Source organism: Aeromonas sp. 84A, from assembly GCF_051919345.1.
In the GTDB taxonomy this organism is placed as follows: Bacteria; Pseudomonadota; Gammaproteobacteria; order Enterobacterales; family Aeromonadaceae; genus Aeromonas; species Aeromonas veronii.
On the sequence record NZ_JBQBEW010000001.1, the window covers coordinates 1,848,453 to 1,868,975 of the forward strand.

Sequence of the window (20,523 nt, forward strand, 5' to 3'; positions counted from 1 at the left end):
GCTTCTTCTATTTGCTTAAAATGGGTTCGTTAATGCTGGGCATATCGGCGATGGCGAAAGGGCGGCGTAGCCCACCGGATCAGGCCACCTCTTCCTTGGCAAGATCAGTGGCAATATTATCGAGGCGCAGTTCGCCAGAGATCAGCTTGGGAAGCAGCGTGTCGCGGAGTTGAGCAAGCGTTATATTCTCATGGTGACGACCGTCTGATGATGTATAAAACTTGCTCACCCTTTCGGAAAAGAACAGCCTCAAATTTAATGGCGGTACGATGAGTCCCCATTCCAAAATGGCTTTCTTATCTCCCCTTGGCATTTTTGAACCTTTGGAGGTGGCCATCATGAAATCAAAAAATGAGTCTTGATACATCAAGTTGAATACGTAACATTCTGTGTCAGAGTCTTTTGCCTCGAACCCAAGCACATCGTTGGAGTGGCCACCATTACCATTAGCAAGCCATATTTTTTTGAAATAAGGCCTGATGTTGGAAATGAGAATGCTGCCCGTCGTGTATGCAGGGACACTATTAACGGTTGGCAAATTAGCCGCTGACTGAATACCTTTTCTATCTGCGAGCATATTTTCTGTGGATATATAGTTTTCAAGCGTTAGCTCTTCGGTATCAATACGCTTGGCACTATAACGGGCAACATCTGCCACACATCCATGTTTCCACCCCTGCGGCACCCAGCCACCAAGACCAACAGAAGGCTCGGCGCACTCCTCGAAGGCGGTGGGGAACAGTTGGCGGGTAGCGTCTGGCAGTGGCTTAAAGTCAGCGTGTTCACGCACGGCTTTACGGGCCTCGGCACGGCGTAGCAGCTCGTCAGGGAAGGCTAAATCCTGCTCGAAGAAGCCCGCATCCAGCGCGTTATCGACCACGGGATCAAAGTCCACAAACCATGATTTAAACAGCGCCTGCGCCATCTGCTCCAAGGTCTGGTTGATTTGGCGGTTAAGGGTGATTTTGTCATCCAACGATGAAAGGAAATTTGCAATTTCAGCTCGTTCTTGAGCTGGTGGTTGAGGAATTTCCAATTCCCTTATACTTTTTAGGCTAATAGTTTTTTGAACCGCACCAACAGCCATGTTATCTATTTTCCGCCTCAACTGAGGAGAAACAAGTGCATAATATAAAAATCGGTCATTATCTTTTGGTATTATTAAAGCTGTGTTTTGTCCGAGACAAAACTTTTGTTTTGAAGACACGTACGAAACATTACCATAACTCCCTACTCGGGAAATAATGAGATCCCCAATTTCTGGATCTCGTCCCTTTGAAAAGTCAGCATATACATCTGAAGTGACATTTTTTGTATCTGTTAATGAGAGTTCACCACCTTTAACATCAACAACTCGAACCATAGGATACCCGATGTCGCTGTACTGAGGTGTTTTATGCCTTGAGTCTATTACTTTAGCAATTTTCTCTAATGGCAAAACTGGCCAATTATTTCCCATAACCCAGCGCCTCCATATTGGACCGAATTGCCTGATCCAGTTCAGCCGCCTCATCAAGCTGGCGATAGAGGGTCTGGGTTAGCTCCTGCATCTTGGTCTCAAAGGCGATGCCATCATCTTCAATGTCAGCGGCCCCCACATAGCGGCCCGGGGTCAGCACAAAGTCGTTAGCTTTTATCTCGGCCAGGGTTGCTGCCTTGCAGAAACCTGCTTGGTCTTGATACTGCGGGGCACTGATCTCTTTGGCCTCAATCCGGCGTTTGAGTTCGCCTTCATCACTGCGCCAGGCGTGGAAGGTATCGGCGATGGTGGCGATATCGCTCGTCGTCAGCTCTTTCTGGGTGCGGCTGATCATGGTGCCGAGATTGCGGGCATCGATAAACAGGGTCTCACCACGGCGATCGCGATAACCATATTTGACGCTGGCCTGCTTGCTCTTGCTGATAAACCACAGGCAGACCGGGATCTGGGTGGTGTAGAACAGCTGGCCCGGCAGGGCGATCATGCATTCGATGCGGTCATCTTCGATAAGCTTTTGGCGGATCTCCCCTTCACCGCTGCTGTTGGAGCTCATCGAACCGTTGGCCAATACAAAACCCGCGATGCCATCCTCGGAGAGCTTGGAGAGCATATGGAGTATCCAGCCGTAGTTGGCATTGCCGGTGGGCGGGGTACGGAAACCGGCAAAGCGCGGGTCGTTGGTCAGCTCCGCCTCATTGCGCCAATCCTTCAAGTTAAATGGCGGGTTGGCCATGATGAAGTCGGCTTTGAGATCCGGGTGCTGGTCGGCAAAGAAGGTATCGGCCGGGCGCTCCCCCAGATTGCCAGAGAGGCCACGTACCGCCAGGTTCATCTTGGCCAGCTTGTAGGTGGTGGCGGTCAGCTCCTGGCCGTAGATGGCAATATCCTGGCTCTTGCCCTGATGGCTTTGCACAAACTTGAGAGACTGGACAAACATACCGCCCGAGCCGCAGCAGGGGTCATAGATCTTGCCCTGATAGGGTTCCAGCATCTCGGCCAGCAGGGTGACGACGCACTTGGGGGTATAGAATTCACCGCCGCCCTTGCCTTCACTGGCGGCAAACTTGCCGAGGAAATACTCATACACCCGGCCCACCAAATCCTCTTCGGTCAGATTGCATTCATTGGCGAGGGTGTCGATGTTCTCGATGCTGTCGATGAGAGACGCAAGCTTGGTCGCGTCCAGCCCCAACCGGGAGAAGTAGTTATCGGGCAGGGCACCAGAGAGCGAGGCGTTGCACTTCTCGATGGTTGAGAGGGCCGTATCGATAATGACGGCAATATCATCCTGCTTGGCGCGGGCACTGATATAGGACCAACGGGCCGCTTCGGGCAGGAAGAACACGTTGTCTTGCTGGTAGAACACATCCATATCGACAAAGGCTTCCTGGCCGCTGGCGATCAGCTGCTTGCGCTTGGCCTCGAACTTGTCGCTGATAAATTTCAGGAACACCAAGCTCAGCACCACGTGCTTGTATTCGGAAGATTCCACGCTGCCACGCAGCTGGTTGGCGGTATCCCAGAGGGTCTCTTCAAAGCCTTTGCTGGCTTTCTTAGCGGGTGCTTTTTTCGGGGCGGTGGCCATGTTTTTCTATTCTCTTGTGCTGCTACAACCAGTCCCGCACCTTGACGGCATATTGCCCCCAGAGGAGTGTGCGGTACTGCAAAAGGCAACGGCCAGCCAGCGCTGGCACTTGCCGCGAATGTATTGAATTGGCGGTCATTCTAACCCCATGACCGGATAGCATAAACCGTTACGTGCCGACCCTGCCTGCAACTGTGACCCCGATCCCCCGGTGGTGGCACGTAGCCCCTTGCACACATTGCGCACATTGCGCACATTGCGCAGTTTCCGGCCTTCACCCATTTACCGCCAACCCTTGCCCTACTTGGGTTAGCCGCCCACAGCCAGCCCGATTGCGCAGCACAGCTTTACATTTCGTTTTTGACCCCTTGCGCAATCTGCGCAGTGACCCGCGTCGGGATGCCAGCCAGATAAGAGGGGGGACCGGATGGGGGCAAGGGAACGTTCAATCCCGCGATTAGCCCGGAGATGATGGCGGATGGCGATGCTGCTGTTAACGGAAGAGGACCCCAATCAGAAGGAAAATGAGTGATACAGTTAAGCCACACTCAACCAGAGGGCACAGAAAATGTTGAGTCCAAACAAACTACGCCGGACAGTGGAAGAGGCGTTGAAGTCAATCAATCCGAAGGAGTATCGCCAACTGAAAGTCGGGGGCAGGCTGGAAGAGGCGCTAGAGGCGCTGATGGGGATGTACGTCCAGAGCGTGGACGACGGTCAGCAAGCCGCGCTGAATCGGATGGTGGACGGGAAAATAACGGCGGATCAGTTGCCAATGCTGTTTCTGGAAATCGAGCGGGAAGCGATGGAACAGGTAGTGGAGCAGATCGAAGCAATGACCACATCAATTGACCCCGAGGTGATGCTGGCGGTCGTTGAAATGGGCGCACAAGCTATTGCCGAGGGGGCCGTCACGTTTGCCCAGTTTGTGCGCGAGGTGCTGACAACAACCCTAGCCGTTGGTCTCTCTGAGGATCATGTTAAGCCTTTCCTCAAAGAGGCATATGGCGCCATCTCTGCTAACCCGGAGCGATTTGGGGTTACCGAAAAGGTGGCCGATTGCATGGATCTGCCGCGCGAAGTGCGTAAGGCCGATATAGATGCCCTGTCAGCAGAAGAGGCTGCCAATGGGCAGGAGAATATCAACCAGGATGGTGGTTGGAGTGAGGACTTCGGCAAGCGGGTGACCGCGGCGATCTTTGCCTATGGCTATGACAACCAGCGCTTGTTGGAGGCTGCCACCGGCGAAACTGATGAGGTGGGGCGCAACATTACCGCAGCCTTGCTAAATAATGCGGTTGGCATGACGACATTGCGCCAACACTCCCCCTATCGCGCAAAAGTGTTGACTAACTTTCTGGCGGAAGGGATAGAAGCTATCGTGCGCAACAGGCACAGCTGCCAGTCGTTACAGGAGATGGTGGCACAAAACGATCTGCCGGGTTACCAGACCAGCCCCCATGGTATGATGCTGGCGGAAGCGATTGCGAGAAATGCCGAAAGTAGTAAGGCGATCACCGGGATTATTGGCTACATACTCAAAGTGCTGAATGATACGCAAGTCAACAGCAGCACGCTTGGTGTGCCACACCAGATGCAGCTATTCACGAATGGGTTTGATTCATATGAGCTCGAACGCAGTGAAAAGACCAAGGACGGCAGCCCTGCGGAGATCTTTTTAGCCTCGCCGCAGCACGGAATGACCACAGTGCAGGATCAAGCGCTGCGGAGCATAATCACGAATGCGATAATATGGACACAAGACCATTGTGGGTAAAAGATGCCATTCGGCAAGAGGAAGAATACCAGCAACGGGTAGAGATAGCGGGCGTCAACATCAAGACGCCCGTTTTTGATCTCGAGCAGCAGGATGCTTACAACCAATCGGTACACCGAAGCCCCGTCTCTTTCTCGCCGCAGGGCATTGAGCAATCGCCCGTTTGACGGTGAGCCGGGTGGGTGAACCGCGTTTGAGCGCAGAGAGGGGGTCGTAGCGCAATCTACTGGCGTCCATTCAGGCCGCAACTCGCCAAGCAGTAGGGGCGCCAGATCTTCCCCTTCGGATCACCTGTGATGTCGTTCACAAGGCGCCAACGGGGTCATGCTCAGGGAGAGAGCAACGCCCTGAGCTGCTCAGTGCCAGTTAATTACAGCCGTACTCGTTGCAGGTAGTCGAGAAGGGGTCTCCGTTGCTATCGGTGCCGTTAATATAAGTGGAGTTGCCGACCCGGGTTGCGGTGCTATTCCAGGAGTTGCCATCGGCATCGTGGCCATTGGTGAAGGTACTGTTGCCGACCTTTTGACTGTTTTGATTCCAGGTCGAGCCTGTCTTGGCATTATGTCCGTTGACATAGGTCGAATTACCAAATTTTTGAACGGTATAGTTATTGCCATTATCGTCATAACAGGTCTTAAAACTGCCGGTTCCGACACAATTGGCAGTGGCCATACCGCTAAAGAATAAGGCGGCCAGGGTGAGGGTAGTGATACGCATGTTGAAGGTCCTTTTCAATCGGTGATGAGTCTTGCTGTTTTATCGTCCGATCATTACCAGATGATTAACTTGAGCGCGGTCACAATTTTTTCATCATCTCCTGCGGTGAACAGCCGACCGCAGGCCAGCGAACAAGCCGCGAGGTCGTGGGTGGTAAAGTTTGGTTGCAGTGAACCCTACTAACCCTACCCAGGCTGCAAGCCCTGATATGACTGGCTGATAGCCATAGGGATTCACCTGATAAACCCTACCCTATCCCTACCTGGCACCCTACTTGCTCATATTGTGCGCGCCATTTCCATCTGCCGAACGGGCTGAAAACTCAGTGCAGCAACCAATGAACGGGGCGGGACAACGATAGCAAGGTAGGGGTTGGGTAGGGTCTGAATATGATAACCCTACCTCGTTTCATTCCTTATCTGGCTGGGCCTGCAAGGTAATGGGGTAGGGTAGGTAGGGTTTAAAACACTCTATTTGAGCATCGTCGTTGATGAGTATAAGGGGACGCTGGGCAACCCCTGTTTCTCGCTGGCTGGCGTCACGCCTCCCCGATCTGCGCCGCTTGTGGAATGAATAGCAGCGCGGCATCGCTTAATGCGACGTTGGTCTGTGCCTTGCCTTTGATGGTCCTGCTGAGGTACTGGGCGCCAAACTCTTTGGCAGCGACCTTGATGGCTCGGGTGAATGCCTGTACCGACAGTGGCCGCCCTAGCCCGTGATACCCCATAAAAGCGAGGTAGAGGTGATACAGGTAGCGGCGTGGCTGGGGTTGCATCGCGCTATTTCCTCCCATGTATAGCCCTTTGGCTTCATCCATAAAATTCAGGGTGGCGCAAAAATCAATCACCGGATCGGTGGCCCGTTTGATCAACAGGGCGTCACTGCCATTGCGCTGTTCCAGCAGCAAGCTCCTGGCAACCTCGGGATTGGCAAACTGGGTCAGCAGATGGCGGATCACTACGGGCAGCTCTGCCGCTATCTTGTCTCCTAGCAATGGGTCTTTGTCTGCATCGCTCACCACGCGATTAAAGGTGAATATCACCCGGCGGCGTGATACTCCGCCATTGCGCTCGGTGATCTTCATCGGCTCATTGTTGGTGATCAATACCACGGCCTTGATGATGGTGCCGAACTGCTTTTCATACTTGCCGTCAATCTCGACCATGTCCCCACCGGTGATCGCCTTGATGCCGCTGCCCTCACCTACGTATTGGGGTTGGTCGGGCAGGGCAATCAGGCGTTTGTCTACGAACTGGGCGCGGCCCCTGGCATTGTCTAGGGTTGCCATGCTGCCGGAACCGGTGTTGCGCTGACCTCCCGCGAGCAGGGTGGCTATCTTGGCGAAAATACTCTTGCCGCTGCCACCTTCACCGGTCACTTCCAGAAATAGCTGCCAGTCATAGCGGTTTGCCAACACCATAAACAGGGCGGCCTTGATGCGCTCCATCTTTTCGGCGTCATCTTCTGCTGCGTTCTGGAGCCATTTGATAAAACTGGGTGCGTTGCACTCGATGGATTCATCCGGCAGCGGATTGGCATACTCAATGCCATTGTGGTTTAACAGGCCATCCAGCGGCGAATGGGGGCGAAACTGGCGGGTTGCCATATCGTAGACGCCATTGGCAAAGCCGATCAGCTCGTTGGCTGGCTGACTCAGGGGGTCGATCATTAGCTTCATCGTTGCGACGGCGGCGGCAATCCCCTTGTCACTGAATTTCGCTTCGTGCTCAGTGAAGGTAGCCGCCATCTCCCGGCGCAACTCGGTATCCGATTTCGGCAACCACAGGCTGCCGTCATAGCAATAGACGCGATCTGCCTCGATATTGATCGCTACCTCTCCCAAACGAGCCATCAGCAGGGCAGCCCGTTGGCTGGCGCTCATTTTATCAATCATCACCTCCGTTGCTTTGACCGACGATGCCAATCCAGTCGGGTGAAGTGATACCACTTCGCCTCTTTGGCTGTTCTGTTTGTTGTGGGGGTGGTGGTTAGCTGCCTGCGTTTGCTCGAGTGCAACAACGTCCACCAGTTGCCATGGCTCGGCGTTCCGGTGCGGGTTGCCACGGTAAATCTCGGCATGGGGGGCTTGTTCACGCAAGGCGACGACTAGCCGCTTGGCTTTCTCGGTGGCCAGGTTGCCAACCAGGTGAACAATCACTCGCTTGGTGGCATCCCGATCGGCCATTTTGTCGAGCTTGGCGCCTTCATCCAGCTGAGCTGGTGCCACATACAGCGTCTGCTCGGGCTCGCACTCTGGATCTATCGGGTTCTCTGCCACAATGGCGTCGTTACGGGCGCGTTGCAGGGTGGCCCTGATGCCTGTATCCCGACTGGCTTGCTCACCGGTGTGGATCACGACCACCTGCAGATCGTCCAGATCTGCAAACTTGAGGCAGGCTCCAGCCCGGTATTGCGGGCTGTTTTGCTGACCGAGGTTGGTCGTTTCTTGGGATACCGCTGTCATTGCATCGCCCTCCGCTTGCTCTCTTGTGTTAGCTCGACTGCCGGATCCTTGCCCTGGTCCAGCATCTCCCGTACCTCGGCGCAAAATGCCCGGTTCATCTCGTCCAGTACCTGACAACCCAGTGCGGTGAGCTGATCCCCAACCAGCATATGACGCAGCATCAATAAGGCGTTCTCCTGCCCCTGCTGACTGCCAGCGCGCTCCAGAAGGGCGCCCACAATGTTGTTTTGCATGGCCAGCTCCAACACATCAGGCGCCAGAGGGAGGCGAACTCCCAAGTGCGTAAAGTAACTGCCTCGCTCGGTCAGATACGCCATCGCCAGTCGTGCAACTAGCACGTTGATTTCCGTCATTGTTCACCCCCCAGCAACACGGCCACCAACTGGTTAAAAGTGCGCAGGTCCAATCCGGCTTTCAGCTCGCGGGCCTGCTGGGCCGTGACCGCCACGGCCTTCCCGTTCGTTTGCTCAATAAAGCGATCCCGATCTTGCCGTCGCTCAAAGACGCTCAGACAACCCGCTTGCGAGCGCTTGCCACTTCTGGGGTTAACCGGGCCAATAAATCGGGGCGTATCCCCCACGGTTGCCCATGCGAAATATGTCATGCGCCAGCCCTCTTGGTCGGAGTGCAAGAGAGAAACACCAACGGCAGGCCAGCCAGCGTGGCACGGGCTTGGGCCTCGGTATCAGCGACGACGGAAATGGTGCGGATACGGCGCAGGTCTGCCAGACGGCAGGCGCCCGGGGCGATCAGGAAGGTGAAGATCATGGGATGAATCCTTGGTTTTGATAGACCAAGGCGGATCGGGTAGCCGCAAAGCAGTGCCAAACCAAGGAAGGCACAGTGGGGGCGTTTTCTTTGGCTCCCGACCCATGCCCCCAAAACTGGATAGATCCCCGGCAGGGTGCCGGAAATGGGGGAAGAGGTGCAAATTGTCCTTGGTTTAGTCACAGCGTGCGGGTGCTTAATCCGCCAGCCATGCCGCCACTTGCTTAAGGTGGCAGCGCTAGCAATCGTACCTTGTGGAAGGGGCGCGGACAAGGTGTGGGCGCTGATTTTGGGCATGACTTCTCCCTTGGCGCTAAGCCAATCGTTTAATGGGTTCATAGTTTATGCCTCGGTTATGCGGCGTGCTGCGGCAAAGGGAAGCGAGACAGATAGCGGTCTATCTGTTTTTGGTTCAGCAAAGTGGCACCCCGTAGTGTGCGCTTGTGGTTTATCAGTGCGATGGCCTTGCGAGCCTCGTTGCGGTCAGCCAGCCAGTGGCGTTTGAAACGAGCCACTCCACTACCACTGTGCCGGTGTTCGAAGGTTTCCCCCCGGATCACCAAGTGATGCCGGTTGCGCAGTTCATTAATCCGACTCCGGTAATTGAAGTCTTGGTGACTAGCGAATGCGGTGAGTTGGCTTGTTCCACTTAAACCCTTATCTAACAGGTGGATACAGGCGATCTCTAGCAGACTGGCTGGTTTGTGGCATCTAGCACTATGCTGGTGCTGTTCATGTTGGGTCGTGCCGTTCGCGGTGTGGCCTTTTTTATTGTTCATGCCAGCCCCCTTACGCCACAGCCTTGGAATGGCGAGCAGCAATACGCTCGGCCATCCACGCATCAACTTCTGCCTCGATGAATGCCACGGCACGACCACCCAATGGGATCGTATTAGGGAAATGGCCTTGTGCCATCATGTCGTAGATCGTGGATTTGCTTAGACCGGTTTTTTGGATGACCTCCCGCACTCGGATAAAGCGGAGTGCCGACTTCATGACATGTTCATTCATTTTTTATTCCCCCTGAGTCGAATAAGTGTCGCTAATATCGCCCAGAGGCAAGAGGGTGAATAGGGAGGGAAGTTATATAAAACCTACCCTCACAAGTCCTTTTAGGCTTGGGGGTAGGTGACGTAAGAGACGACAAGGAAAATTACTCGTTATACCGGCAACCCTTGTCAGAAGTGGCCTGTAACTTAGGGGGAAGTTAACTTGTTGGCGTTTTTGGTGCTCCGCCCTGCAAATCCCAGTTTGCCAGCGCGGCGATCTCCGAAATGCTGTTTTTGCCCAGAGGATAGTTCTTGCCTTTGGCGGTTAGGCCAAGCTCAACTGCGTTGTCTGTTAGCCAGTTTGATAGTGACTGCTTGGTAGAAATCCTTGGTTTGGGCTGGTAGTTGAGCCATGCTTGCACGGCAGCGGCTAGCTTGGGGGCGTAACGCTTATGGTTTGGATCAAGGTATCCTGGGAGGGCTGGTTCAGCGGGTGCTGGTTCAGCGGGTGCTGGTTTTAGTTCTGGACACATTGGTATAAAAACTTCATTAACTTTAATTACTTGAGGCAGATTTTTATAGGGTAAAGGCTTACTTACAGATTTATGCACCCTTTCAATTACCTTGTCTTGCATTTCGTGCACTAAATCCCAGGCCTCTCTCTGTTGCCTTTCAAGCTCCTCTACATACTTTCTCTCTTCTTGCTTAACGTTCAAAGAGTCAATTTCATCAAGGAAATCTGTAACTGCAAAATAACAACCCATATCAGGATCTGTGTATCGGTTAATCCATCTCCACAGCGACTCTCTTTCGAAGGTGGCGGTGTCTGGTCTGCCCCTTTCAGTAATGGCAGCCATAATGGCTTCCGTTTCCTTAAATGTCTCGTACTCAGGCCCATTAGATTCACTAGAGTCATTGGATATGTTATAGCCAATGAAAAGTGGCTTGGGGTCTAGACTACCAGCAAGCAAGTTATTCAGCAGGGCATCCTTGATAGTCACAGCCATCTGCCAACCGATGTAATTCCCTTGCTTTGCTTCACTCACGCTGTTGTTTACCTCTGCCGTGCAAATGTTGGCTGCCACCAAAGCAGCCTGGTCGGCGGTCACGACCATAGCAGTACTAATAAAAGTTTTTATTGTCATCGCGTTACCTTTCAACGCTCCTTGTATTGATGCCGGGTCAGGCGGGTAAGGTTTTCCCGCTTTTCGATTGGCCGATCTAGGCCCGACAATGCTTAAGTGGTCATTATTTGCCCACAACTTTTAACGCTTTAAAACCACTGGCTAAAGCCAGGCTCCCTTGGCTGGCCCTATCTATGTGCTCACTCCACCAGGTCATCATGATCACCCGCTGCTCGAAGTAGTCCGACCGGTTGTAGGCGCGGCGGATCTCGTTATCGTCGGCGTGGGACAGTGCAGCTTCAATGGCGTCAGGATTGAACCCCTGTTCGTTGAGGGTGGTACTGCCGAGCGAGCGCAAACCATGAGCTACCAGTCGTCCGCCATAGCCCAATCGCTTAAGGGCGGCATTCGCGCTTTGTTCATTGATATGGCCTAGCGGATCGCGGTAGCCGGGGAACACAAAGGGACGATGACCACTGATCGGTCTCATCCGTTCCAATAGGGAGATAGCATGTGGTGTCAGGGGGACGCGGTGTGGGCGGTCCATCTTCATTCTCTCAGCGGGGATGTTCCAGACTTTAGCTTCCATATCGATCTCATCCCAGCGAGTACCGGCTGACTCGCCAGGACGAACCAAGGTATGCAGGCTCCATTCAATTTGGCAGCGCGTTGTGGAATCTAGCCGTCCATTGGCAATGTCCGCCATAAGAAGTGGCAATTCTTCTGGCTTGAGGGTCGGCATATGCATTTTGGTGGGTTTCTTGAATACCTTGCGAACGGCAGAGCAGGGGTTGGCATGGAGAAGGCCATGATTAACGCTGTAGTCGAGGATCTCGTTAATCCGCTGACAAAGACGGCGAACGGTCTCAAGTTTGCCATCGGCCTCCAGAGGGCGCAGCATCTCGATGACTTTTGGAGCACGGATCTGGTCGATGGGCAAGGAACCGATGAAGGGCAATACATACAGCTCAAGGGAGCGCCACGAATCGGCGGCATAGGCTTCAGTTACATCATGGCGTTTGAGATCCAGCCACTTCGATGCCATGTGTTCAAAGGTGTTGGTACTGGCTTCTTCCATGGCTTTGACAATGGCGGCCTGTTCTTCTTTGTGGAGCTTGGGATCAATGCCTTGGGCCAGCAGGGCGCGAGCTTCTCGACGCCGCTCTCGAGCTGCCGATAGCGATACATCAGGATAAGCACCGAAACTAATGTTTGAACGCTTCTTGTCACTTGGCCGGTAGTAGTTGAGCAGCCACAATTTAGAACCATTCAGCTTTACTCTCAGGTAAAGCCCATCCCCGTCTGCCAAATTGTACTCTTTGACTAGAGGCTCACCCGCCTTGGCCTTCGGCGGTACCCCGGGCTTTGCAGTTCTTACCTTTGAATCACTCAGTTTGTCGTTGCTCATGGTGTTACCTGTCAAACGTAACACCAAAAACGGTGTTACCAGGGCGGTGTTACCACAGATGTTACCTTGAGAGCTGGATTAAATCGACTTCCCCGGATTTCTACGGACAACAAAAAACCCGCAAGACGTTGAATCTTGCGGGTTTCTGTACTTCTTCGTTCCTGCTCGGAACAATATTTGGTGGAGCTGGGGGGATTTGAACCCCCGTCCAAAATTACTACATCCTTGGCACTACATGCTTAGTCACTCTTTACATTCGCCAACCCGCTGCGGAGAGACACGCCACGAATTGACTAGCTCGATTGGTTTTAATGCTTCCGCCCCGAGCAGGACTTCCACACGATCCTGTGAAGGATGACCTTCCGATTCCCTAGGACACAGGCAAGCTAGGGTAGAAGGGCTCTATGCAGGTTATTAAGCTGCTAGTGCGTAGTTTTCGTCGTTTGCGACTATTTTTTTGCGGTTTATTAACGAGGCCTACCGCACCTCGGCATGCACCTTGGGTTTCGTGAATCTTGTCGAATCCAGAATCAGCCCCAAGTTGTTAATTGAGATTGTACGCAAAAATGCTGTCATAGCAAGGCGTTGATACCCATTCCCTCTGGCAGCCAGTCTGTTTGCCGATTTATTGTACGCAGCTGAGCCTGAAGAGCCAGCTGCGCCGGGGGAAGGTGAACTGGCGCCCAGATCCTGCCAGTAGCGGGTTAGCCGCGATGCTTGTTCTTCATGATGCGAGCTTTTTCCCGATCCCATTCGCGGGCCTTGGTATCTTCGCGCTTGTCGTGCTCTTTCTTGCCCTTCACCAGACCGATCTCGACCTTGACCCAGCACTGTTTCCAGTAGAGGGCGAGGGGGACGACGGTATAGCCCTGACGGGCAATCAGGCTTTCGAGTTTGTCGAGTTCACGACGGCTCAGCAGCAGTTTGCGGGTACGGGTCGGGTCACACACCACATGGCTGGAGGCCGCTTGCAGTGGCAGGAAGCTGGAGCCGAACAGGTAGGCTTCGCCATCGCGGAAGATGACATAGGCTTCGCTGATGTTGGCCTTGCCCGCCCGCAGGGATTTGACTTCCCACCCTTGCAGGGACAGACCCGCTTCGATCTTCTCTTCGATGAAGTATTCGTGGCGCGCGGTTCTGTTGAGTGCAATGGTGCTGGACCCGGCTTTGTTTTTACTGTTTTTTTTGCTCATGACGGGCGATTTCCGGCAATGACTAGGAGGCTCGTATTATACGTAGGCGGGGGCGGCTGTAAAACGCGCAGCAGGTCAAGTGGTGGCTTTCTGAGCGGTTTGGCTGAGGTTTTACCTCCACAACCCCAAACATGGTGATAAAATCGCGCCGATTGGATGAGGAAAAGCCATGCCCCGAATTACGCGCAGTGCCCTGGTGATGTTCAGTGCAGAACAGATGTTCAAGTTGGTTAACGATGTGGATGCCTATCCGCAGTTTTTGCCCGGCTGTGTCGGCAGCCGTGTCCACGAGGCTGGCGATGACTACATGATGGCGTCGGTCGATGTGGCCAAGGCGGGGATTGCCAAGACCTTTACTACCCGCAATCAGCTTGATGTGAACCGTCAGATCAGGATGGAGCTGGTGGATGGCCCGTTCCGCAAGCTGGCGGGCTGGTGGACCTTTACCCCGCTCGATGTGGATGCCTGCAAGGTGGAGTTTGATCTCGATTTCGAGTTTACCTCCAAGCTTATCGAGGTGGCATTTGGTCAGGTGTTCCGCGATCTGGTGAGCTCCATGGTCTCCGCCTTCTCCAACCGGGCGAAGGAGGTCTACGGTGTCTGACCAGCTCAACATCGAGGTTGTCTATGCCTTGCCGCAGCAGCAGACGGTGATTGCCCTGCGGGTGGCGCCCGAGACCTGCGTGCAGGCGGCCATCGAGCAGTCCGGCATCGTGCAAAAGCACCCCGAGATCGATCTGGCGGTCAACAAGTTCGGCATCTACAGCCGACCGGTGAAAGGGAGCGAACCGCTGCACGACGGGGATCGTATCGAGATCTACCGCCCGCTCATCGCCGATCCCCGCGAGATGCGCAAAAAGCGGGCCGAGAAGGCCAAAGAGGAGGGGAGAGCCGATAGCGTGACCGGGGGCCGCCCCGATGTGCATCGCAAGCACCGCGAGTAGCGCTCAGGTTTTCTTGCAGAAAAAAGGCGCCGAGGCGCCTTTTTTTGATCCCATTAGCCGGTGAGCTGGCCGAGGGGATATCAAGAGAGGGTTGCTTCTGCCACACCCAGCCGTGCGCGTGCCCAGGCGGCCAGCAGCTCGACCCCGCTTTGCATCACCCGCTCATCGAAATCGAATTCGTTGTGATGGTGTGGTGCCGCCAGATCGGCCCCCAGAATGAGGTAAGCCGCTTCGCCCCCCTGTTTTTGCACCCGCTCCATCAGAAAACCGGCATCTTCGCTGGCGCCAAAGCGGCGAGTCTGGATAGTGGCGAGCCCCTGCTTGCGGGCCAGCGCCGCCAGCTCGGCTTGCAGGGCCGGGCTGTTGTCGAGGGCAATGGCCTCACCCTGCTTGATGATGCGATAGGTGACACCGTGGGCGAGGGCAGTCCCTTCGACGATGCGCTGTACCTGACTGAACATGTAGTCGTTGAGCGCGCTGTCGGCGCCGCGTGTTTCACCGCGCAGCTCGGCATGATCGGGGATGACGTTGCGGCCGCTGCCAGCGTGAAGCTGGCCAACGTTGATGCGGGTCATGCCGTCGCGGTGGCGGGGAATGCCGAGCATGGCGGTGGTGGCCATGCAGGCGGCGGCCAGCGCATTGCTGCCAGCGTTGGGTTCGAGTCCCGCGTGGGCGGCGGTGCCCATAAAGTGGACGTCGAACTTGGTGGAGCAGAGAAATTCGGTGGGATTGATCACCAGCTCGCCGCTGCCAGCGTGAATACCGATATGGAGCGAAAGCAGGGCATCCACGTCATCGAGTGCGCCACCGGCAGCCAGCGCCTTGCCACCGCGGCACCCCTCTTCGGCGGGTTGGAAGAAGAGCTTGATGCGGCCGCAAAGCTGCTCTTTCATCGCCATCAGGCTGCTGGCCAGCCCCATGCCGATGGCGGTGTGGCCATCGTGGGCGCAGGCGTGCATCCACCCCTTATTGTGGGAGGCAAAACCCTCCTGCTGCGGTTGGTGTTGTTCAGCATCGGACTCTTCTACCTCCACCGCATCGATATCGAAGCGAAAGGCCAGGGTCGGACCGGGACGGCCGGTATCCAGCTCTCCCATCAGGCCAGTGACATCACCGATCCGCTCCAGCCAGTCGGGATGGGCTCCCTGACGGCGGGCACGGGCCTTCTCGGCCGCCACATCCACATCACGGCCCATCATCAGATTGCTGGCCAGCAGTTTGTCGCCAAGCACAATGCGATAACCGAGCTCGCTCAGGTGGTGGGCAATCAGGCTGGTGGTGCGAAACTCTTTCCAGGCGGCTTCCGGCAGGCGGTGCAAGTCGCGGCGCCACAGGATCAGGTGCTCAAGGGTCATCTTGGCTTCCTTGGTGATTCGATTTGTCGGCTATTGTGCCTTTTTTCCTGACTGACCACACGGGGGTAGCAGCTGGTCGGGGGAGCTGTGAACGCGGGCAATGGCATTGGAGGCCATTGATAGGGGTGAGAGAAGATAAAAAAACGCCTCCACAAGGGAGGCGTTGTCGATAGCTGGTTATCAGGCCGCGTGATGGTAAGCGGAGGCTTCAAACAGCTTCTTGTTGGCCACCAGATCGATGGGGTCAAAATCATCGACGTTGATGGTGCGCAGGCGACTTACCTCGGCGCGGCGCAGCAGTTCCGCTTCGCTCTGGGTCAGTACACCAGCGGCCAGGCCGATGTCGGCCACCTTGTCCAGCGCCATGAAGGGACGCTTGATACCATCGCTCTTGCAGACTTTCTCGAACAGCGTCTCGGCGGCCAGTACGTCATCGAGGGCCTGCTCCAGCAGACCGAAGGGGTTGCCCTCTTCGCGAGTCAGGTATTGCCCCTTGGCCAGGCGGCTGCGGGTCTCGCTCGGGGTTTGCAGCAGACGGGCAACCTGTTGGTCCAGCTTGTCGCATGGACGGTTCAGGTCACGACCCAGCGGCAGCACCACGGCGCGCAGGGCAAGCCCAATCCAGCGGTTCGGGAAGTTGCGCAGCAGCTCGTCAATCGCCTCTTGTGCCTTAAACATGGCATCTTGCAGTGCCCAGTGCAGCAGCGGCAGGTCGGCCTGCTGGCGTCCCTCGTCCTGATAGCGCTTGAGGGCGCTGGAGGCCAGATAGAGCTGGCTCAGCACGTCGCCAAGACGGGCGGAGACCCGCTCCTTGCGTTTGAGCTCGCCACCCAGAGTACCCATCGCCATGTCTGACAGGAACGCCAGGTTGGCCGAGAGGCGGGAGAGCTGCTGGTAGTAGCCCTTGGTCTGGTCCTTGTACGGTGAAGCGGCAAAGCGAGCGCCGGTGATACCGAGCCAGAAGCTGCGCACCAGGTTGCTGATGGCAAAGCCGACGTGGCTGAACACCGCCTTGTCGAAATCCTTCAGCGCCTGCTCCTTGTCGGGATGGCTGGCGGCCAGCATCTCCGGCAGTACATACGGGTGGCAGCGGATAGCGCCCTGACCGTAGATGATCATGCTGCGGGTCAGGATGTTGGCACCTTCCACCGTAACGGCGATGGGGGCACCCTGATAGCCACGGGCCAGATAGTTGTTGGGGCCCATGCAGATGGCCTTGCCGCCGTGGATGTCCATGGCATCGATGATGCACTTCTGGGCACGGTCAGTGAGGTGGTATTTGACGATGGCGGAGATGACCGAGGGTTTCTCGCCAAGGTCGATACCTGTCACGGTCAGGTTGGCTGCGGCGCCCATGATATAGGCGTTGCCACCGATGCGGGCCAGCGGCTCTTCAATCCCTTCCATCTTGCCGATAGGCAGCTTGAACTGGCGACGGATGCGGCTATAGGCGCCGCTCGCCAGGGCCAGCATCTTGACGCCACCTGTGCTGTTGGAGGGCAATGTGATGCCGCGACCGACCGACAGGCACTCGACCAGCATGCGCCAGCCCTGACCGGCCATGGCCGGGCCACCGATGATGAAATCGAGCGGGACGAACACATCCTTGCCCTGGGTCGGACCGTTCTGGAACGGCACGTTGAGCGGAAAGTGGCGACGGCCGATGCCGACACCCTTGATGTGAGTGGGAATGAGGGCGCAGGTGATGCCGAGCTCTTCCTCTTCTCCCAGCAGGTGCTCGGGGTCACGCAGTTTGAAGGCCAGACCCAGCACGGTAGCAATGGGGGCGAGCGTGATGTAGCGCTTGTTCCAGGTGAGGCGCATACCGAGCACCTCTTTGCCTTCCCACTCGCCCTTGCAGACGATACCGAAGTCGGGGATGGAGCCGGCGTCAGAGCCCGCTTCCGGGCTGGTCAGGGCGAAGCAGGGGATCTCTTTACCTACCGCCAGGCGGGGCAGGTAGTAATCTTTCTGCTCGTCGGTGCCATAGTGCTGCAGCAGTTCACCCGGGCCCAGCGAGTTGGGCACGCCGACGGTGGAGGCGAGCACGGCGCTGGCACCGCACAGCTTTTGCAGGACACAGGACTGGGCGTAGGCCGAGAACTCCAGACCGCCATATTTCTTCTTGATGATCATGGCGAAGAACTTGTTGTCCTTCAGGTATTGCCACACCTCGGGGGAGAGATCCGCGCGCTCGTGGGTCACTTCCCAGTCGCTCACCATGCGGCACACTTCCTCGACCGGGCCATCCATAAAGGCCTGCTCTTCGGCAGAGAGGGTGCTGACCGGGATGGCGTGCAGCTTTTTCCAGTCTGGGTTGCCCGCGAACAGGTCGGCTTCCCACCAAGTTGTGCCCGCTTCAATCGCCTCTTTCTCGGTGCGGGACATTTCCGGCATGATCGATTTGTAGATCTTGAACAGCGGCTTGGTTATTTGATTGCGGCGAAATTCCACCAGATTGAGCGGGATGGCGATCACCGCGAACAGCGCCCATACCAGCAAGGGCACATGACCATAGATGGTGCCAAGCACCAGGGCGGCGCCGGTGACCAGGGTGGAGATGAACAGGGATGCCCGGCGATAGGCCAGGGCTCCGATAACCAGGATCACCCCGAGCAGAGTGAGGGTCGTCGTCATTGCTTGCTCCTTGCGTGGTTAGGTTGCCAACGTGGCGTAACTGATCCAGAGGTCTGACCTGTTGGATATGGCCCCTGTTGTAATTCATACGCACAAAGTTATCAAGCTGTTTACATCTTCATTACCTTCTCTCTGTGATCCCCATAACGCTCACGCGCCGCCAGCGCTGTGGCTCGCAGGGGGGCGACTGTGCGATTCGCTTGTGCGAGAATAGCCGCGATCTACACGCACACTAAAAACAGTGGAAGAGACATCATGTACCAAGAATTGATCCGCAATGAACTGACCGAAGCTGCCAGCGTGCTGCAGGCCTTCCTGGCTGATGAGCAGAACCTGAAAAACATCGAAGCGGCCGCCAAACTGCTGGCCGACTCTTTCAAAGAAGAGGGCAAGGTGCTCTCCTGTGGCAACGGTGGCTCCCACTGTGACGCCATGCACTTCGCCGAAGAGCTGACTGGTCGTTACCGCGAGAACCGCCCAGGTTATGCCGGTATCGCCATCTCCGATCCGAGCCACCTCTCCTGCGTCTCCAACGACTTTGGCTATGACTATGTCTTCTCCCGCTACGTAGAAGCGGTCGGCCGCCGTGGCGACGTGCTGCTTGGCATCTCCACCAGCGGCAACTCCGGCAATATCCTGAAAGCCATCGAAGCGGCCCGCGCCAAAGGGATGAAAGTGATCGCCCTGACTGGCAAGGATGGCGGCAAGATGGCAGGTCTGGCGGATGTCGAGATCCGGGTGCCGCACTTTGGCTATGCCGACCGTATTCAGGAAGTGCACATCAAGGTGATCCACATCCTGATCCAGCTGGTCGAAAAAGAGATGGCCAAGTAATCAGGCCATCGTCACCAGACAAGGGCATCACCGGTTGCATGGTTTGCCATCTGCCGGTTGTTGCCAGTCACAGGGGAAGGGATTGCGCCTTCCCCTGCGGTCTGTCGAACCAGCGTGCTGGTCGAACATGACACAAGCCAAATCATGAAAGGAGTCTGCCGGATATGTGCGAACTGCTCGGCATGAGTGCCAATGTGCCGACCGATATCTGCTTCAGCTTTACCGGGTTGATGCTGCGCGGCGGCAAGACCGGGCCCCACAAGGATGGCTGGGGGATCACCTTCTACGAGGGGAAGGGCTTTCGCACCTTCAAGGATCCCGAGCCCAGCGCCCAATCTCCCATCGCCAGACTGGTACAAGCGCTGCCCATCAAGAGCTGCGCCGTGGTCAGCCACATTCGGCAAGCCAACCGTGGCTGCGTGTCGCTGGAAAATACCCACCCCTTTACCCGTGAGCTGTGGGGCCGTTACTGGACCTTCGCTCACAACGGTCAGCTCACCGGCTACAAGAAGCTGCCAACTGGTCGCCACCGTCCGGTGGGGGATACCGACAGCGAGCACGCCTTCTGCTGGCTGCTCGATCGGCTGGAGCAAAAATATCCCAAGCGTCCGGCCAACTTTCCCGCCATGTTTCGCTATCTCGCCACCCTGTGTGACGAGCTCAGAGCATTCGGAGTGTTCAACATGCTGCTCTCGGACGGGGAGTATGTGATGAGCTACTGCAGCAACAACCTGCACTGGCTGACTCGCTGTGCGCCCTTTGGCGAGGCGAGCCTGCTGGATGAGGAGGTGGTGATCGACTTTCAAAGGGAGACCACCCCCAACGATGTGGTGACCCTGATCACCACCCGTCCGCTGACCGGCAACGAGAATTGGGTCAAAATGGCGCCCGGCGAATTCAATCTGTTTCGCATGGGGGAGCGGGTGGCGACCAACCAGGTCGTGCTTGAGCAAGATAAAAAAATACCAGGGTAGATACCTACCCTGGTTCTTCGCAGCAGCCATAAAAGGCAAAAGGGATGAGAGGTGTTGCTGAGCATCATCACTCTGACGGCATTGAGTGTTGATCAATTGTTAATTTGTGGCAATCAAGTTGTTGTCTTGACGTGCATTTCAGCATCGCTATTTCGATACTGATCACATTTTTTGCCACTTTATTCCCTGAGCCATCCAATCGGGTGCTTCATCACTGCCTGGCCGTGAGCCACGACATCGAAAACTATCTATAGTATGGTCTGTTTGAATACCG

The 20,523-nt window shown here is 55.8% G+C and carries 19 protein-coding genes and 1 other RNA gene; 5 read left to right on the plus strand and 15 right to left on the minus strand.

Annotation, left to right across the window (positions count from 1 at the left end; genetic code table 11):
• Positions 1-79: 79 nt before the first annotated feature.
• Entirely contained in the window at positions 80-1,459 is a 1,380-nt protein-coding gene (locus tag ACTG20_RS08590; RefSeq protein WP_439987572.1) for a restriction endonuclease subunit S, read from the minus strand.
• Positions 1,449-3,065, minus strand: a complete 1,617-nt coding sequence (locus ACTG20_RS08595; protein WP_439987573.1) for an N-6 DNA methylase — start codon at positions 3,063-3,065, stop codon at positions 1,449-1,451. Before ACTG20_RS08595 ends, ACTG20_RS08590 begins: the two co-directional genes overlap by 11 nt.
• A 610-nt stretch (positions 3,066-3,675) precedes the next feature.
• On the opposite strand from ACTG20_RS08595, the gene ACTG20_RS08600 reads away from it, so the two are divergent.
• Positions 3,676-4,842, plus strand: a complete 1,167-nt coding sequence (locus ACTG20_RS08600; protein ID WP_439987574.1) for a hypothetical protein — start codon at positions 3,676-3,678, stop codon at positions 4,840-4,842.
• A 366-nt stretch (positions 4,843-5,208) separates the two neighbouring features.
• Here ACTG20_RS08600 and ACTG20_RS08605 read toward each other — a convergent pair whose 3' ends face one another.
• The 11 genes from ACTG20_RS08605 to smpB form a co-directional block, all read right to left on the minus strand.
• The gene (locus ACTG20_RS08605) at positions 5,209-5,559 is read right to left on the minus strand and encodes a hypothetical protein (RefSeq protein ID WP_439987575.1); all 351 of its coding nucleotides are present in this window, start codon (positions 5,557-5,559) and stop codon (positions 5,209-5,211) included.
• A 538-nt stretch (positions 5,560-6,097) separates the two neighbouring features.
• A complete protein-coding gene (locus tag ACTG20_RS08610) occupies positions 6,098-8,023 on the minus strand; it encodes a DNA primase family protein (protein ID WP_439987576.1) in 1,926 nt (641 codons plus the stop codon).
• Positions 8,020-8,256, minus strand: coding sequence for a hypothetical protein (locus tag ACTG20_RS08615; protein ID WP_439987577.1), 237 nt, complete (start codon positions 8,254-8,256; stop codon positions 8,020-8,022). Before ACTG20_RS08615 ends, ACTG20_RS08610 begins: the two co-directional genes overlap by 4 nt.
• A gap of 116 nt (positions 8,257-8,372) precedes the next feature.
• A complete protein-coding gene (locus ACTG20_RS08620) occupies positions 8,373-8,627 on the minus strand; it encodes a hypothetical protein (RefSeq protein WP_439987578.1) in 255 nt (84 codons plus the stop codon).
• A complete protein-coding gene (locus tag ACTG20_RS08625; protein ID WP_439987579.1) occupies positions 8,624-8,791 on the minus strand; it encodes a host cell division inhibitor Icd-like protein in 168 nt (55 codons plus the stop codon). Before ACTG20_RS08625 ends, ACTG20_RS08620 begins: the two co-directional genes overlap by 4 nt.
• A 353-nt stretch (positions 8,792-9,144) precedes the next feature.
• Complete coding sequence (locus ACTG20_RS08630; protein ID WP_439987581.1) at positions 9,145-9,570, minus strand: hypothetical protein; 426 nt, start codon at positions 9,568-9,570, stop codon at positions 9,145-9,147.
• A gap of 10 nt (positions 9,571-9,580) precedes the next feature.
• Positions 9,581-9,802 (minus strand): helix-turn-helix transcriptional regulator, encoded by a 222-nt coding sequence (locus ACTG20_RS08635; protein WP_439987582.1) that lies wholly within the window; start codon positions 9,800-9,802, stop codon positions 9,581-9,583.
• 196 nt (positions 9,803-9,998) lie between these two features.
• Positions 9,999-10,925, minus strand: a complete 927-nt coding sequence (locus tag ACTG20_RS08640; protein WP_439987583.1) for a hypothetical protein — start codon at positions 10,923-10,925, stop codon at positions 9,999-10,001.
• 103 nt (positions 10,926-11,028) lie between these two features.
• A complete protein-coding gene (locus tag ACTG20_RS08645) occupies positions 11,029-12,312 on the minus strand; it encodes an integrase domain-containing protein (RefSeq protein ID WP_439987584.1) in 1,284 nt (427 codons plus the stop codon).
• A 178-nt stretch (positions 12,313-12,490) separates the two neighbouring features.
• Positions 12,491-12,850: a transfer-messenger RNA gene (gene ssrA, locus ACTG20_RS08650) on the minus strand.
• Between the two features lie 166 nt (positions 12,851-13,016).
• Positions 13,017-13,505, minus strand: a complete 489-nt coding sequence (gene smpB, locus ACTG20_RS08655) for an SsrA-binding protein SmpB (RefSeq protein ID WP_157162244.1) — start codon at positions 13,503-13,505, stop codon at positions 13,017-13,019.
• A 169-nt stretch (positions 13,506-13,674) separates the two neighbouring features.
• Here smpB and ACTG20_RS08660 point away from each other — a divergent pair, with 169 nt between their 5' ends.
• Both ACTG20_RS08660 and ACTG20_RS08665 read left to right on the plus strand, forming a co-directional pair.
• Positions 13,675-14,109, plus strand: coding sequence for an SRPBCC family protein (locus ACTG20_RS08660; RefSeq protein WP_005334496.1), 435 nt, complete (start codon positions 13,675-13,677; stop codon positions 14,107-14,109).
• Positions 14,102-14,449, plus strand: a complete 348-nt coding sequence (locus ACTG20_RS08665; RefSeq protein ID WP_019446547.1) for an RnfH family protein — start codon at positions 14,102-14,104, stop codon at positions 14,447-14,449. Before ACTG20_RS08660 ends, ACTG20_RS08665 begins: the two co-directional genes overlap by 8 nt.
• Positions 14,450-14,529: 80 nt before the next feature.
• Here the strand turns inward: ACTG20_RS08665 and ACTG20_RS08670 are convergent, their stop codons facing one another.
• The gene (locus ACTG20_RS08670) at positions 14,530-15,804 is read right to left on the minus strand and encodes an amidohydrolase (RefSeq protein ID WP_160882430.1); all 1,275 of its coding nucleotides are present in this window, start codon (positions 15,802-15,804) and stop codon (positions 14,530-14,532) included.
• 180 nt (positions 15,805-15,984) lie between these two features.
• Positions 15,985-18,441 (minus strand): acyl-CoA dehydrogenase FadE, encoded by a 2,457-nt coding sequence (gene fadE / locus ACTG20_RS08675; RefSeq protein ID WP_194495834.1) that lies wholly within the window; start codon positions 18,439-18,441, stop codon positions 15,985-15,987.
• A 255-nt stretch (positions 18,442-18,696) separates the two neighbouring features.
• Between fadE and lpcA the strand changes: the two genes are divergently transcribed.
• Both lpcA and ACTG20_RS08685 read left to right on the plus strand, forming a co-directional pair.
• On the plus strand, positions 18,697-19,275 hold the full coding sequence (gene lpcA, locus ACTG20_RS08680; RefSeq protein WP_005334485.1) for a D-sedoheptulose 7-phosphate isomerase: 579 nt from the start codon (positions 18,697-18,699) through the stop codon (positions 19,273-19,275).
• Positions 19,276-19,439: 164 nt separating this feature from the next.
• Positions 19,440-20,249 carry a class II glutamine amidotransferase gene (locus ACTG20_RS08685; protein ID WP_194495833.1) on the plus strand — a complete coding sequence of 270 codons (810 nt, stop codon included), beginning with the start codon at positions 19,440-19,442 and terminating at the stop codon, positions 20,247-20,249.
• Positions 20,250-20,523: the final 274 nt, after the last annotated feature.

Coding starts and splice junctions, on each gene's coding strand:
- ACTG20_RS08670 (WP_160882430.1), bottom strand. CDS start 15,804: ATGACCCTTGAGCACCTGATCCTGTGGCGCCGCGACTTGCACCGCCTG.
- ACTG20_RS08640 (WP_439987583.1), bottom strand. CDS start 10,925: ATGACAATAAAAACTTTTATTAGTACTGCTATGGTCGTGACCGCCGAC.
- ACTG20_RS08605 (WP_439987575.1), bottom strand. CDS start 5,559: ATGCGTATCACTACCCTCACCCTGGCCGCCTTATTCTTTAGCGGTATG.
- smpB (WP_157162244.1), bottom strand. CDS start 13,505: ATGAGCAAAAAAAACAGTAAAAACAAAGCCGGGTCCAGCACCATTGCA.
- ACTG20_RS08625 (WP_439987579.1), bottom strand. CDS start 8,791: ATGATCTTCACCTTCCTGATCGCCCCGGGCGCCTGCCGTCTGGCAGAC.
- ACTG20_RS08685 (WP_194495833.1), top strand. CDS start 19,440: ATGTGCGAACTGCTCGGCATGAGTGCCAATGTGCCGACCGATATCTGC.
- ACTG20_RS08620 (WP_439987578.1), bottom strand. CDS start 8,627: ATGACATATTTCGCATGGGCAACCGTGGGGGATACGCCCCGATTTATT.
- ACTG20_RS08615 (WP_439987577.1), bottom strand. CDS start 8,256: ATGCAAAACAACATTGTGGGCGCCCTTCTGGAGCGCGCTGGCAGTCAG.
- fadE (WP_194495834.1), bottom strand. CDS start 18,441: ATGACGACGACCCTCACTCTGCTCGGGGTGATCCTGGTTATCGGAGCC.
- ACTG20_RS08590 (WP_439987572.1), bottom strand. CDS start 1,459: ATGGGAAATAATTGGCCAGTTTTGCCATTAGAGAAAATTGCTAAAGTA.
- lpcA (WP_005334485.1), top strand. CDS start 18,697: ATGTACCAAGAATTGATCCGCAATGAACTGACCGAAGCTGCCAGCGTG.
- ACTG20_RS08610 (WP_439987576.1), bottom strand. CDS start 8,023: ATGACAGCGGTATCCCAAGAAACGACCAACCTCGGTCAGCAAAACAGC.
- ACTG20_RS08630 (WP_439987581.1), bottom strand. CDS start 9,570: ATGAACAATAAAAAAGGCCACACCGCGAACGGCACGACCCAACATGAA.
- ACTG20_RS08595 (WP_439987573.1), bottom strand. CDS start 3,065: ATGGCCACCGCCCCGAAAAAAGCACCCGCTAAGAAAGCCAGCAAAGGC.
- ACTG20_RS08660 (WP_005334496.1), top strand. CDS start 13,675: ATGCCCCGAATTACGCGCAGTGCCCTGGTGATGTTCAGTGCAGAACAG.
- ACTG20_RS08645 (WP_439987584.1), bottom strand. CDS start 12,312: ATGAGCAACGACAAACTGAGTGATTCAAAGGTAAGAACTGCAAAGCCC.
- ACTG20_RS08635 (WP_439987582.1), bottom strand. CDS start 9,802: ATGAATGAACATGTCATGAAGTCGGCACTCCGCTTTATCCGAGTGCGG.